Here is a 13,013-nt window from a genome sequence, read left to right as displayed (position 1 = left end):
TATTACTTTATCAATCCTGTCCCGGCGCGCAGATGCGGCGGTAATAATCCAGCCACTGTTGCGTCACCGCTTCACGCGTATAGCGCGCACGGTACTGCGCATATCCCCCCGCCACGATCCGCGCGCGCAGGGCCGGGTCGTCCAGCACGGCACGCAGGGCATGCGTCAGGGCGGGCACATCGTCAATCGGCACCAGCATGCCGTTTTCCCCATCGCGCACATGCGCGCGCGGCCCGGCACTGGCGCAGGCAACAAGTGGCGCGCGCGCCGACCATGCATCGAGGATGACGGTCCCGAACGGTTCGTAACGTGACGGCAGCACGCAGATATCCGCCGCCGCCAGCAGCGCGCCACGGTCCGTCCGCCAGCCAAGGAACCTCACGCGCGACGCCACCCCCAGCGTCGTCGCCAGATTCCCCAGAGCATCGCGCAACGGCCCGTCACCCGCCATCCACAGGTAACAGTCCGGCAGGTCACGCAACGCGCGCAGCAGTGTTTCCAGCCCCTTGGCCTCATGCAGGCGCGACAGCGTCAGCAGCACGCGCGCATTGTCGGGCGTGTGCAGGGACTGGCGTGATACGGGTGGCGCATCCTCCACGGACGGGAAGGTCGGGATATAGGCGACATGGTCGGCGGCAACCCCGCGCGCGCGCATCGAGTCCGCCATGTCGGGCGTGCAGCCAACGAACCAGCGGCAGTGCGCGAATGCACGCAGGTCCTTGTAATTGCCGAACCAGCCAATGACCTGCGCCGCACGCCCCGCATCACGCGGCGTCAGTTCGGCGGCGCGCCGCAGCCAGCAATGCACGATATCGGGTCGGTAGCGCGCGATCTCGCGCCCCATGCGCCAGCGCTGCATCGTGGCAAAGGGGGCATGCAGGGGGGCGGTCACGACATCCACCCCCGCCGCACGCAGTTCGGCCGTGCGCGGCGCATCGGGGCGCATCACCGCGCGCTGCGCCAGGCCTGCGCGCTGGAGGCTGAGGATCACATCGGTGGAGTAGAGTTCCGCCCCGCCATTGCCCCGCCCCGCCATGATGTGCAGCACGCGCACGGGGGGCACGTCCGGCATGGACATGCCCGCGTGCGATGGCGCGCTCAACGCGCGGACAGGTCCACGACCGCGATGCGCCCTTCCTCCGTCCCGAAGGCAAGGGCGCACCCGTCCTCGCTGAACGCCAGGGCGGAGACCGGGCCACCCCCCGCCGTACACACCGGCAGGAGTTTCTGCGCCGCCGTATCGGCCAGCAGAACCGTGCCATCGGCAAAGCCCGCGGCCACGATGTCATGCAGCGGATGGACCGCAACACGGGTGCAGACCACGCCTGGAATACCGCCCAGTTCCGCCGGCGCCTTGCCCATCGGCCCGCCGCCAAAGAACGGCCACATCACCACGACATCCGCGCCACTGGTCACCAGCCATTTGCCGTTGCGGGTAAAGGCCATCGACTGCACCTTGGAGGGATAGCCGCTCATGCGCATGTTGTGCCCGTCCGACAGCCGCCAGCCATGCAGTTCGGATTCCTGCATCGACGTCACCAGCGCCTCGCCCTCGGGGTGGATGGCGATGCCGATATGACTGCCCTTCCATTCCAGCAGGCGCGGCGTGTCCACCTTGGCCTGCACGAACCACATCGTCGCCCCGTTGTAATGCGAGGCTGCGACGCGCTTGCCCTTGGCGTCAAAGGTGATGCCGCTGACGGTGGAGGGATGCTCCAGCGTCTTGAGCGTATTCGCCCCGGACGCATCGCGCAGTTCCACGTTCTTGCCCGCGACAAAGGCGATCACGCCGCCCTTTGTCGCATCCTTCGGGTTGGTCCAGGTCGTGACATGCTCGATCCAGCGGCGGCCCTTCACCAGGTCGCTGACGGTGCCATCGGCGGCCACGCGGCGCAGGGCGTTGTCGTCCCCACCCGTCAGGAAGCCACCGGGTGCCGCATCGGGTGCGACCGACAGGATCGCGCCGTCATGGATGGTCATCACCTGCCACGCATCGGCCTGCCCCCAGTCGGTGCGCGGGGCGATGACGATATCGCCCTCCCCCGTCGTGAAGGCGACCTGCTGGCTGTCGCGCGAAATGGCGCAACCGGTCACGTGGGCCTCCAGCGTGCGGGTGGCGCCCCGGCGTTCCAGAAGGGTTTCGGGCATGGGTGCGTTCATCTGATCGCTCATTTCGCACGGCAGCTTTCAAAGCCGCGACGCAGTTGCGGGCGGTTGAGGTTGCGCCCGATGAACACAAGGCGGGATTCCGGCGTCTCGTCCTTCTTCCACGGGCCGATGAAGCCGCCATCGGCCATCATGTGCACCGCCTGAAACGCGAAACGCTGTGGCTCCCCCTTGTAATTCAGGATGCCCTTGGCGCGCAGGATGTCCGCGCCCTTTTCCTGCAGCAGCGCGCCGATCCATGCCTGGAACTTCGCCGCGTCCAGCGGTTCCTCCACCACGAAGGACATCGAGGTCACGTCCTCCTCATGATGGTGTTCGGTTTCCTCAAGGAAACGCGGCGCCTGCTGGAGCGCGCGCTGCAGGTCGAAACCGCCCTGGTCGAGCACATCGCTCAGCGGCACATCGCCGCGCTGCGCACGGTGCAGGCGGGCTACCGCGTTGATCGCACGGATGCGCGATTCGATGGTCGCCAGCGCCACTTCGTCCACAAGGTCGGTCTTGTTGAGGATGATGACATCGGCAAAGGCGATCTGGTTCACCGCCTCCGTGCTTTCATCAAGCGTCTGCAGCACGTTGTAGGCGTCCACCACGGTCACGACCGCATCCAGCCGTGTCTTGCCACGCACGTCCTCGTCCACGAAGAAGGTCTGCGCGACGGGGGCGGGATCGGCAAGGCCGGTCGTCTCCACGATGATGCCGTCGAATTTGCCGCGCCGCTTCATCAGGTTGCCAAGGATGCGGATCAGGTCGCCGCGCACGGTGCAGCAGATGCACCCGTTGTTCATTTCGAACACTTCCTCGTCCGCGTCCACGACGAGGTCGTTATCCACGCCCAGTTCGCCGAATTCGTTGACCACGACCGCGTATTTGCGGCCATGTTCGGCGGTCAGGATGTGGTTGAGCAGCGTCGTCTTTCCCGCGCCCAGAAATCCGGTCAGGACCGTGACCGGGACAAGCCGGTCGGTATCCGGCGATGCCTGCGTGGCGTCCGACATGGTGTTACTCCATCACTCTGCGAATTACGTTTCCTGCATATAGGCATACAGGTGCGCCTGTCACATACCCCTGCTCCATGCCGTCGGCATGCACCACGGTCATGCGCCGATGCATGCGGCACGGACCCGGTGACGGATGGCGCGGGCCTGTGGCAGGTCGAAACGCAGCGCCTGCGCACGCCCGCGCGCCGACAGGGCGGCACGTTCTTCGGGTGCCGCCATCAGGCCCGACAGGGCGGCGGCCAGTCCCTCCACCGGCATCGGCGGCACCAGCAGGCCGCCATCGCCCACCACCCGCGACAGCGCGCCATAGGGCGCGGACACCAGCGCGGCCCCCGCCGCCATGGCCTCCAGCGCGCTGAGGCCAAAGGGTTCGGGCCAGCGGCCGGGCATGACCACGATCGCCGCCCGTCCCATCGCCGCCAGCACGTCCGCATGGGGGCGGTATCCCACCATCTTCACCCCCGCTGCCTTCGCCTGCGGGCGCAGGGCGGCGATGAAGGGCGTTTCCGGGGCCTCGGCAAAGAAACGGTCCGCGCCATACATCACCGCGCGCCACCCGGGATGGGCGGCGCGAATGGCTGCCCATGCCTGCACGAACAGGTCCGCGCCCTTGTCGGCCACCACCCGCCCGGCGAACATCACCATCTGCTCACGCGCGGCGGGGGGCGTGCAGGTCGCAGGCACGGCGGTCCCGTTGGGGGAAAAGGTGACGCGCGCGCCACAGGCGTCAGGCAGCCCGTCAAGGAAACGGTCACGCAGCCAGTGCGAGACAGCGGCGACATGCACACGACCCAGCAGCGCCTGCCGTTCGGCGGGCGTGCGGGCGAAACGCATGCCCTGCGGGTCGTTATGCAGCACCAGCAGGACGGGAACCCGGCGGAACCTGCGCGCAAGGAACAGGGCCATGTCGGGACGGTTATGCACCTCGATCAGGTCGGGCGCGGGCGTGTCGCGGCGGATGGCCCGCCCGACCGCCAGGGCATAGCGCCACAGCATCGTCCCCGGCGGCCACCATCCCATCACCGCAGGCACGAACCGCCCGCCGGGCAGGGGCGCGCCGGTGATGGGCATGCCGACGACAACATCGTCCGGCCCGGCCATGGCCGTGACCTGCAACCCGATGGCGCCCACCGCATCGGGGCTGTACCCCTCCCGCCGGGGCAGTACTGTTACAACGCGCATGGTGTGACCGCTGCCGGGCCGGTGCCTCAGGGAATGTCCTCAAAACGGGCGTTGCGCCATTCCTTGGGCTCCGCCAGGGCGGTCTGGTACCACTGGTCCACCAGAGGATGCGCGCGCACCGCGTTCATGTAGGCCACCGATTCCGGCGAAGGCGTCACGCCATAGGACAGGAAGCGCGAGACGATGGGCGCATACATCGCATCGGCCAGCGTGAAGTCCGCGCCGAACAGGAACGTGCCGCCCTGCCCGAAATCCAGCCGTGCTTCGGTCCAGATGGCGTCGATGCGCGCGATGTCCGCGTCGATGTCATCTGTCGTCCCGCTGGCCAGCGGACGGCCATTGCGCCCCACATTCATCGGCATCGCCGCGCGCACCGCGCGGAAGCCGGCATGCATTTCGGCCGCGATGGACCGGGCGAAGGCGCGCGCACGCGGGGCGGACGGCCACAGGGCGGGCACCTGATCGGCGCAGTATTCGCAGATCGCGATGCTTTCCCACACCGCAACCCCGCGATGTTCGAGGTAGGGCACCTTGCCATTGGGGGAGATGGTCTTGATGGCCGACGTGTTGCCATCGTTGGAAAGCGGGATCACCACTTCCTCCACATCCAGTCCCGCCAGCCTGACCGCAAGCCAGCCACGCAGCGACCACGAGGAGTAGCGCCGCGTCCCGATGACCAGTGTTCCCTCAGCCATGTCTTCGTCCTTTCGTGGTCTTCAGACGACGCTGTCCTGCCGGCGGATGAACCCGCCACCCAGAACCCGCGTCCCGTCATACATCACACAGGCCTGCCCCGGCGCGGGGACCGCCGCCTCGTCCAGCAGGACCGACGCGCCATCCTCCGTGCGCCAGACCGTCGCGGGGCGCACCGCCTCGCGCGCGCGGATCTGCACGCCGCAACGCAGGCCATCGGCAGGCGGTTCGACCAGCCAGTTCATGTCACGCAGGCTCAGTTCACGCGCAACGCCGCGCGTGCGCGGGCCGATCACCACGCGGCGTCGGCCGGGTTCGATGCCCACGACCATCTGGCGTTCGCCGCCATGCATGGTCGCATCGCCGAGGCGGCGGCTCTGCCCCACGGTATAGCGCGCGACCCCTTCGTGCGCGCCCACGACATTGCCGGCAAGGTCCACGATCTCGCCCGCGCCACTGGTCTGCGGGCGCAGTTTTTCAACAAGGGTGGCGTAGGAGCCATCGGGGATGAAACACAGGTCCTGGCTGTCGGGCTTGCCCGCGACCGCAAGGCCGAAACGTTCGGCCTCGGCGCGGACGGCATCCTTGTCGGGCATGTCGCCAAGCGGGAAGCGCAGGAAGCCAAGCTGCTGCAACGTGGTGGCGAACAGGAACCATGACTGGTCGCGCGTGCTGTCCACCGGGCGGTGCAGTTCGACGCCCTGCGGCCCCTCGATACGGCGGACATAATGGCCGGTGGCCATCGCATCGACGCCAAGGTCGCGCGCCATGCCGAGGAGGTCGGTGAATTTCACGCCCTGATTGCACGCGACGCAGGGAACGGGGGTTTCCCCTTCGGCATAGGCGTCGGCGAACGTCTCGATCACGCTGTCGCGGAAACGGCGTTCGGCGTCGATGACGTAATGCGCGATGCCAAGCCGGTCGGCCACGCGGCGCGCGTCATGGATGTCACGCCCGGCGCAGCACGCGCCCTTGCGCGCGCTTTCACGCGAATCATACAGTTGCAGGGTCGCGCCCACCACCTCGTGCCCTTGTGCGACGAGGCGGGCGGCGACAACCGAACTGTCCACCCCACCGGACATGGCGACCAGGATACGCATGGGTCCGCTATACTTTCAGAAGAATTGAGGACAACCGGGCCTTCCTGCCTATCGAAGGCGCAGGCCCGGCGTCAAAGGAATTATCGGCCCGCCCGTTCAGGACGTGCGCGGCAGGCGCACCACGAGGCCGTCGAGCGCCTCGGTCATCACGATCTGGCAGCCAAGGCGGGAGGTCTTCTCCAGCCCGAAGGCGAGGTCGAGCATGTCTTCCTCATCCTCGGTCGGGGGCGTCAGCCTGTCGGCCCATTGCGGGTCCACGACCACGTGGCATGTCGCGCACGCCAGCGATCCCTCGCATGCGCCTTCGAGGTCGATTCCGTTCTTGTGCGCGATTTCCAGCACCGACAGCCCGATCGGGGCCGCGACCTCGCGCCGGGTGCCATCACGTTCGACAAAAACAATATGCGCCATCATTCCATCCTGAACACAGTTCCACGCCCGGACATCCCTGCCGGGCCATTCCTATCCCCGCGCTACGCGCTCCCGGCCGCGGCACGGCACAGGATCGCCGCCGCACGATCCACATCGGCGCGTGAGGTATAGCGTCCGACCGCCAGACGCAAGCTTCGCGCCGCCTGCGCCGCGTCCAGTCCCATCGCCGTCAGCACATAGGACGCCACCACCTCGGCCGAGGAACAGGCCGACCCGGTGGACACACACAGTTCGGGCGCGCGCGCCATGATATCAAGGGCGGTGGCATTGGGGAAACGCAGGTTCAGGTTGGTCGGCAGGCGATGTTCCATGCTGCCATTGACCTCGATCCCCGGACACCCGGCACGCAGCAGGTGCAGCATGTGGTCGCGCAGCATGCGCCCGCGCGCGGCGTCCGCCGCCATTTCACGCATCGCGATGTCGCACGCCGCGCCAAATCCGACCAGCAGCGGCGCGGGCAGCGTGCCCGAGCGCAGGCCACGTTCCTGCCCCCCGCCCGAAAACAGCGGGGCCAGCCGCACGCGCGGCCTGCGCCGCACGAACAGCGCGCCCACCCCCTTCGGCCCGTACATCTTGTGCGCGGAGACCGAGGCAAGGTCGAGGTCGAGTGCCCGCACATCCACCGCAACCTTGCCCGCCGCCTGCGCAAGGTCGCTGTGCAGCAGGGCGCCGGCCCCGCGCACCAGCGGCGCAAGGGCGGCCATGTCGTGCATCACGCCGGTTTCGTTGTTCGCCATCATGATGCTGGCCAGCAGCGTCGGCACCTCCAGCGCGCGGCGCAGCACGTCGGGGTCCAGCCGTCCGTCCGCCCCGACCGGCAGGATGACGGGTTCGCACCCATCGGCCGCAAGGTCGCGGACGGATTCCAGCACGCATTTATGTTCGGTCGCCACCGTGATGACGCGCCGCCGCGCCGTGCCGGTGGACAGCAGGTGACGCACCGCCCCCTTGATGGCGAGGTTGTTGGCCTCCGTCGCGCCGGAGGTGAACACGACCTCCCGCGCCTCCGCGCCGATCAGGGCCGCGACGCGCGCACGGGCGATGTCCACGGCGTCATGCACATATCGCCCCGCCGCGTGGTCCGCGCTGTGGGGATTGGCGAAATGCGTCGTGAACCATGGCAGCATCTCCTCGACCACGCGCGGGTCGCACGGCGTCGTCGCCTGGTAATCGAGGTAGATCTGCCCATCGGGCACATCATCGCCCGGGCGTGCCGTCTCCAGCATTGTCATCATAACTCCGCCACGTGTGGATGGAGCCCTACCATGTCAAGGTAGTACTCATGCGCGGCACCATATGCGCTTGCCATAAGGAAGTTTTTGGTGAAGCTTTTTGCAAAAAGCTTCGAAGAACGCCGCCTTTTTGAAAAAAGCCGTCACCCGAAAACTTTTATTCACATCCCATTGTAAGGCGTGCCTGCGCGTTGTCCACGTCAAACCGCTTCGCGCATGGGCAGGCGGGCGGCCATGTCGGCGTATGCGGCCGTGAATGCCTCCACCTCTGCATCCGTCACGGACCATGGCAGGGAGACGCGGATCGCGCATCCCGCCTGCCCTTCCATTCCCATCGCGACCAGCACATGCGAACGCGCGACCTTCCCCGACGAACAGGCCGACCCGGCAGAGACGCAGAATCCCGCCATGTCGAGTGCAATCAACTGCGTCTGCGCCCGCCGGTGCGGCAGGACCAGGCAGGTGGTGTTCGCAAGCCGTGGCGCATCCGCCGAGCAGACCACCGCGCCACAGTCGCGCGCCACGCGATCAATGCCATCGCGCAGTCGTGCAAGGCGCGCCCGGTGCGCGGGATCGGCAAGGTCGCGTGTCGCCGCCGACAGGGCCGCCGCCATGCCCGCGATGGCCGGAAGTGCGGGCGTGCCGCCACGCCGTCCCTGTTCCTGCCCCCCACCGGCCAGCATGGGCGGCAGGGCAACAAACCGCTCCCCCGCCAGCAGGAGCGCGCCCGCCCCCTTGGGGCCGCCGAATTTATGGCCCGACACCGCCATGCTGTCCGCGCCCAGTGCGCGCAGGTCCACCTCCATGCGTCCCGCCGCCTGCACCGCATCGACATGCAGGCGCGCGCCATGTTCGCGGCACAGGCGCGCGACCTCGGCAACCGGCTGGATCACCCCGGTCTCGTTATTGGCCAGCATCACGCAGACCAGCGCCTCCCCCGGTTGCGCCAGCAGGGCCGCCAGCGCGTCGAGGCGGACCACGCCCTGCGCATCGACGGGAATGGCCTGTCCGCCGCGCGCCTGCGCCGCCATGCGCACGGCGTCATGTTCGCCCGCGCCATACAGGATGCGCCGCCCCTGCCCCAGCGCGTCGATGGCCAGGACGTTGGCCTCCGTCCCGCCGGATGTCATGACACAGTTTTCCGCCGTGACACCGAACGTCGCGGCAATCTCCTCCCGCGCGGCCTCCATGATGGCGCGCGCCGCACGGCCCGCCCGATGGACGGATGACGGGTTGCCGCGCACTGCCGCCGCCGCCGCCATGGCCGCCGCCGCCTCCGGGCGGAGTGGCTCCGACGCGTTGGCGTCCAGATAGAAAAAATCCCCCGCGCCGCCGTTCATTTCAATCCCTGATCCATCTGTGAGCGCCAATACCACGGCGTTACTTTGCCCCCATGTTTACGATTTATGTGGCAATTTGTGAATTGGCCTCGCTATAAGCTGCGCATCCAACTGCATGGCGACACCCGGCGGGAGCGTATCGCGGCAGACGCAGCCCCCGCCCCGTGACGCACCAACAAATGGCGGAGCGCAGAGCATGAGGCAGCATCAGGACAGGCCGGCACACACGACGCCCCACACCGCCATGCCTGCCACAGACGCAACGCTTACCCGACAAACTAACATTTTTAATCCCTAGGCCACGTCAGCATTATAAGGCCCAATCGGTATATGTCCGGTCCGCACACATTCAATCACGGCAACCGGGGCCGTGGGTTGCAGACATATGTTCTGGGTTTACTGGCGCCCCTCCAATGGCTGACATCCGGCCGTGACGGCGCCGCCGGGGATGGCCTTGGCCATTGCCGGGTTACTTGAATCAGTCGCCTGTCCGGTGCGGGGCATCGCCACCGGACAGACCAAAATGCCAACCGCCCCGCCGCCATGCCATCAGGCAGCCGGGCAACCATATGCGGGATATATATGCCTGAGGTCATGTTCGCCGGCCCTGATGGCCGTCTGGAAGGACGCTACCACCACTCGAGCGAGCCGAACGCGCCGCTTGCACTGGTCCTTCATCCGCACCCGCTGCATGGCGGCACCATGAACAACCGCATCACCTATGCGATGTATCGCGAATTCGAAAAGATGGGCTTTTCGGTCATGCGCTACAACTCGCGCGGGGTCGGGCGTTCGCAGGGACGTTATGACGGCGGCATCGGCGAAATTTCCGACGCTGCGGCCGCGCTGGACTGGATGCAGATGGTCAACCCGAACGCGCGGGGCCTGTGGATCGCGGGCTATTCCTTTGGCGCGTTCGTGGGCATGCAACTGCTGATGCGCCGGCCGGAAATCACCGGCTGGATCAGTGTCGCCCCCCCGGCCAACCATTATGATTTCGGCTTCCTCGCGCCGTGTCCGTGTGGCGGCCTGATGATCGCGGGCGACGCCGACGAACTGGTGCCCGAACCCGCCGTGCACAAGCTGGTGGACAAGCTCAATACCCAGAAGGGAGTCGAGGTGGATTACCGTGTCTTCAAGGGGGCGGACCATATCTTCGCCTCCCACGCGGATGAAGTCGCCGCGGCGCTGGAAGACCATGTCAGTACCGTGATGAACCGCCGCGCGCTGGCACTGGCCGCGGACTGACCTGCTGCCCTGCTGACAGGGGGCTGGCGCATAGGGGACTGGCGCGGAAGAAACCGGCGCGAAGGCGATGCTGCGCGACATGATGCCGGACATCCGGCCCACGCCCGTCGCGCGTGCCGTGTCATCGCATGGACGCTCGGCCTGCCATCGCGCCATGTCTCCTCCTGTGCCTGCCCTGTCCCGACATCGCCAACGCGGCAGCGGGCGGATGGTTTCTTCGCATGGCGCGATCATGCTAGACCCTGTCGCATTCCGCCCGCGTGCGGAGCCGTGACAACCCGCAGACACAGTAGAGACCATGCCCAAAAGCGAATTCCTCCGCGAGGCCGAGGCACGTGGCTTCATCTTCCAGTGCACCGACATGGAGGCGCTCGACGCCGCCATGCAGGCGGGGCCGGTCTCGGGCTATATCGGCTTTGATCCCACGGCGGACAGCCTGCATGTCGGCAGCCTGATCCAGATCATGATGCTGCGCCTGATGCAGAAACACGGCCATCGCCCGGTGGCCCTGATGGGTGGCGGCACGGCGAAGATCGGCGATCCCTCCTTCCGCGAGGAAGCGCGCAAGCTGATGACGGCGGAGACGATCGCGCAGAACCTGCGCGGGATCGAGGGATGCCTGCGGCAGTTCCTGTCCTTTGATGACAAGGCGGAAAACAGGTCCGGCGCGATGCTGGCAAACAACGCCGACTGGCTCGACCGGCTGTCCTATATCGACCTGCTGCGCGATGTGGGGATCCATTTCTCGGTCAACCGGATGCTGTCGTTCGATTCGGTGCGCAGCCGGCTGGAGCGTGAGCAGGGACTGACCTTCCTGGAGTTCAATTACTCCATCCTGCAATCCTATGATTTCCGCGAACTCAACGCCCGCCATGGCGTAACCCTGCAGATGGGCGGGTCGGACCAGTGGGGGAACATCGTCTCGGGCATCGACCTGGTGCGGCGCATGAACCAGCAGCAGGTGTTCGGCCTGACCACGCCGCTGCTGACCACCAGTTCGGGGGCCAAGATGGGCAAGTCCGCGCGCGGCGCGGTCTGGCTGTCGGCGGCGCGGCTTCCGGTCTTTGAATACTGGCAGTTCTGGCGCAATACCGAGGATGCCGATGTCGGGCGTTTCCTGCGCCTGTTCACCGACCTGCCGATCGAGGAATGCGACCGCCTTGCCGCCCTGCCCGGCGCGGGCATCAACGAAGCGAAAAAGGTCCTCGCGACCGAGGCCACCGCCCTGTGCCACGGCCGCGCCGCCGCCGAGCAGGCCGCCGAGGCCGCCCGACGCACGTTCGAGGAAGGTGCGCTGAGCGCGGATGCCCTGCCCTCCATCAGCATCGCGGCCGCCACCCTGCATGAAGGGATCCCGGCATTCCGCCTGTTCGCCGACAGCGGCCTTGTCGCCAGCAACGGGGAGGCGCGACGCCTGATCCGTGGCGGTGGCGCGCGCCTCAATGATGAGGTGGTCACGGACGAGGGGCGGATGATTGGCGAAGGCGACCTGCGTGACGGGGTCATCAAGCTGTCATCGGGCAAGAAGAAGCACATCCTGGTGCGCCCGGCCTGAGCCACGGCCAGACCATGACGGCGCGCGCCCCTTCCCGTCGCAGGACGCCTGCCGCACCGTCGGGGCAGGCGGACCTGTTCGCGCCGTCGCCGCCAGCGCAGGAACCTCCGCCCGCCCCGGCCGCAGTACCGCTTCCCGCCACGCTGCCCGCCGTTGCGGATGATCTGTGGGAACGGCTGTCGCGTTCGCGCTTTCGCGCACGCTTCCACCTTGATGCAAAAGACCGGGCCTACCTGCACCGGCAGGGGCTGCAAAGCGTGTCCGGACATGCGGCGGAGTTCATTGCGACCCGCCTTGCCCCCGCCCACCCGCACAAGGACGGGCGGCAGACCCCATGGCGCGGACATCCGGTTTTCGTCGCACAGCACGCAACGGGCACCTGCTGTCGCGGCTGTATCGAGAAGTGGCACGGGTTTGCGAAGGGGCAGGAACTGCAACAGGCACAGCGCGACTATATCCTCGCGGTGATCCGGGGATGGCTGCTGCGTGAAGACCCGGATTGTAGCGAATAGAAATTTTTGGGTGCCGCCTTTTTTTAAAAAGGCGGCGTCTCTGAAGCTTTTTGGAAAAAGCTTCACCAAAAACTTTTATTACTTATCAATATGCTACCTTGCCGACTTTCCCATGGCGGGAGGTACGCTGGCCCAGACCCCGTCCCCTTCCACCCATGTGTCATAGGGGCGCGGCATCGGGTTCGCCGCCTCGATCCGGCCACCGGGCGCATCCACGTCGCCCCGTATGCCAAAGGTCCACATATGCAGCGGGCAGACAAGCCGGTCATACTGGACATAGCCGGTGGACAGGCGCGCATTGCCATGCGGGCAGCGGTCGTCGAACACGCACACCCGTCCGTCCTGCGTGGCCCAGACGACCAGGGCGCGGCCCTGCGTGACGACACGCTGCGGGCGTTCGCGCACGGCGGCGACATCACACAGCCTGACGGCATTTTCACGACCGCCCGGTATTCCCGCCATTTCCATCACCTTCGCTTTTCCCCAACAGGTTACGGTATGATTTTACGCAACCGTGGACTATCGTCTATCGTATCGTGACAGACACCTTGTGAC

General features: G+C 66.9%; 13 protein-coding genes. 3 read left to right on the top strand and 10 right to left on the bottom strand.

All coding sequences use genetic code 11. The annotated features are described in order from the left end of the window. Positions 1 to 10 precede the first annotated feature (10 nt). The 9 genes from CFR72_RS01315 to CFR72_RS01275 form a co-directional block, all read right to left on the bottom strand. Complete coding sequence (locus CFR72_RS01315; RefSeq protein ID WP_233045317.1) at positions 11 to 1,078, bottom strand: glycosyltransferase; 1,068 nt, start codon at positions 1,076 to 1,078, stop codon at positions 11 to 13. A gap of 20 nt (positions 1,079 to 1,098) precedes the next feature. Then, positions 1,099 to 2,172, bottom strand: coding sequence for a WD40 repeat domain-containing protein (locus CFR72_RS01310; protein ID WP_110912278.1), 1,074 nt, complete (start codon positions 2,170 to 2,172; stop codon positions 1,099 to 1,101). Beyond that, entirely contained in the window at positions 2,169 to 3,161 is a 993-nt protein-coding gene (locus tag CFR72_RS01305) for a CobW family GTP-binding protein (RefSeq protein WP_110912277.1), read from the bottom strand. The genes CFR72_RS01310 and CFR72_RS01305 overlap by 4 nt, the downstream gene beginning before the upstream one ends. Positions 3,162 to 3,260: 99 nt before the next feature. Further along, the gene (locus CFR72_RS01300) at positions 3,261 to 4,346 is read right to left on the bottom strand and encodes a glycosyltransferase family 4 protein (protein WP_110912276.1); all 1,086 of its coding nucleotides are present in this window, start codon (positions 4,344 to 4,346) and stop codon (positions 3,261 to 3,263) included. Between the two features lie 26 nt (positions 4,347 to 4,372). After that, complete coding sequence (locus tag CFR72_RS01295) at positions 4,373 to 5,041, bottom strand: glutathione S-transferase family protein (RefSeq protein ID WP_110912275.1); 669 nt, start codon at positions 5,039 to 5,041, stop codon at positions 4,373 to 4,375. Between the two features lie 21 nt (positions 5,042 to 5,062). Next, the gene (gene mnmA, locus CFR72_RS01290) at positions 5,063 to 6,139 is read right to left on the bottom strand and encodes a tRNA 2-thiouridine(34) synthase MnmA (protein ID WP_110912274.1); all 1,077 of its coding nucleotides are present in this window, start codon (positions 6,137 to 6,139) and stop codon (positions 5,063 to 5,065) included. A gap of 96 nt (positions 6,140 to 6,235) precedes the next feature. Further along, complete coding sequence (locus CFR72_RS01285) at positions 6,236 to 6,550, bottom strand: ferredoxin family 2Fe-2S iron-sulfur cluster binding protein (protein WP_110912377.1); 315 nt, start codon at positions 6,548 to 6,550, stop codon at positions 6,236 to 6,238. A 62-nt stretch (positions 6,551 to 6,612) separates the two neighbouring features. Next, complete coding sequence (locus CFR72_RS01280; RefSeq protein WP_110912376.1) at positions 6,613 to 7,797, bottom strand: cysteine desulfurase family protein; 1,185 nt, start codon at positions 7,795 to 7,797, stop codon at positions 6,613 to 6,615. A 206-nt stretch (positions 7,798 to 8,003) separates the two neighbouring features. Further along, positions 8,004 to 9,143, bottom strand: a complete 1,140-nt coding sequence (locus CFR72_RS01275) for a cysteine desulfurase family protein (protein WP_110912273.1) — start codon at positions 9,141 to 9,143, stop codon at positions 8,004 to 8,006. Between the two features lie 582 nt (positions 9,144 to 9,725). Between CFR72_RS01275 and CFR72_RS01270 the strand changes: the two genes are divergently transcribed. The 3 genes from CFR72_RS01270 to CFR72_RS01260 all read left to right on the top strand — a co-directional run bounded on the left by CFR72_RS01270 (position 9,726) and on the right by CFR72_RS01260 (position 12,458). After that, the gene (locus CFR72_RS01270; RefSeq protein WP_110912272.1) at positions 9,726 to 10,391 is read left to right on the top strand and encodes an alpha/beta hydrolase; all 666 of its coding nucleotides are present in this window, start codon (positions 9,726 to 9,728) and stop codon (positions 10,389 to 10,391) included. Between the two features lie 298 nt (positions 10,392 to 10,689). Next, positions 10,690 to 11,946 (top strand): tyrosine--tRNA ligase, encoded by a 1,257-nt coding sequence (tyrS, locus tag CFR72_RS01265; protein WP_110912271.1) that lies wholly within the window; start codon positions 10,690 to 10,692, stop codon positions 11,944 to 11,946. A 14-nt stretch (positions 11,947 to 11,960) separates the two neighbouring features. Further along, positions 11,961 to 12,458 carry a DUF4186 domain-containing protein gene (locus CFR72_RS01260; RefSeq protein ID WP_110912270.1) on the top strand — a complete coding sequence of 166 codons (498 nt, stop codon included), beginning with the start codon at positions 11,961 to 11,963 and terminating at the stop codon, positions 12,456 to 12,458. Positions 12,459 to 12,551: 93 nt separating this feature from the next. Here the strand turns inward: CFR72_RS01260 and CFR72_RS01255 are convergent, their stop codons facing one another. After that, positions 12,552 to 12,920 (bottom strand): Rieske (2Fe-2S) protein, encoded by a 369-nt coding sequence (locus CFR72_RS01255; protein ID WP_233044969.1) that lies wholly within the window; start codon positions 12,918 to 12,920, stop codon positions 12,552 to 12,554. Between the last annotated feature and the right edge of the window lie 93 nt (positions 12,921 to 13,013).

This window comes from Gluconacetobacter entanii, from assembly GCF_003206495.1.
GTDB classification, from domain to species: Bacteria; Pseudomonadota; Alphaproteobacteria; order Acetobacterales; family Acetobacteraceae; genus Novacetimonas; species Novacetimonas entanii.
The sequence above is the reverse complement of the archived record's forward strand: the minus strand, read 5'-3'. Positions and strand labels throughout refer to the sequence as shown.

What these genes read in the sequence shown, in the direction of transcription:
- CFR72_RS01315 (WP_233045317.1), bottom strand. Translation starts at nt 1,078, where the DNA reads ATGTCCATGCCGGACGTGCCCCCCGTGCGCGTGCTGCACATCATGGCG.
- CFR72_RS01310 (WP_110912278.1), bottom strand. Translation starts at nt 2,172, where the DNA reads ATGAGCGATCAGATGAACGCACCCATGCCCGAAACCCTTCTGGAACGC.
- CFR72_RS01305 (WP_110912277.1), bottom strand. Translation starts at nt 3,161, where the DNA reads ATGTCGGACGCCACGCAGGCATCGCCGGATACCGACCGGCTTGTCCCG.
- CFR72_RS01300 (WP_110912276.1), bottom strand. Translation starts at nt 4,346, where the DNA reads ATGCGCGTTGTAACAGTACTGCCCCGGCGGGAGGGGTACAGCCCCGAT.
- CFR72_RS01295 (WP_110912275.1), bottom strand. Translation starts at nt 5,041, where the DNA reads ATGGCTGAGGGAACACTGGTCATCGGGACGCGGCGCTACTCCTCGTGG.
- mnmA (WP_110912274.1), bottom strand. Translation starts at nt 6,139, where the DNA reads ATGCGTATCCTGGTCGCCATGTCCGGTGGGGTGGACAGTTCGGTTGTC.
- CFR72_RS01285 (WP_110912377.1), bottom strand. Translation starts at nt 6,550, where the DNA reads ATGGCGCATATTGTTTTTGTCGAACGTGATGGCACCCGGCGCGAGGTC.
- CFR72_RS01280 (WP_110912376.1), bottom strand. Translation starts at nt 7,797, where the DNA reads ATGCTGGAGACGGCACGCCCGGGCGATGATGTGCCCGATGGGCAGATC.
- CFR72_RS01275 (WP_110912273.1), bottom strand. Translation starts at nt 9,143, where the DNA reads ATGAACGGCGGCGCGGGGGATTTTTTCTATCTGGACGCCAACGCGTCG.
- CFR72_RS01270 (WP_110912272.1), top strand. Translation starts at nt 9,726, where the DNA reads ATGCCTGAGGTCATGTTCGCCGGCCCTGATGGCCGTCTGGAAGGACGC.
- tyrS (WP_110912271.1), top strand. Translation starts at nt 10,690, where the DNA reads ATGCCCAAAAGCGAATTCCTCCGCGAGGCCGAGGCACGTGGCTTCATC.
- CFR72_RS01260 (WP_110912270.1), top strand. Translation starts at nt 11,961, where the DNA reads ATGACGGCGCGCGCCCCTTCCCGTCGCAGGACGCCTGCCGCACCGTCG.
- CFR72_RS01255 (WP_233044969.1), bottom strand. Translation starts at nt 12,920, where the DNA reads ATGGCGGGAATACCGGGCGGTCGTGAAAATGCCGTCAGGCTGTGTGAT.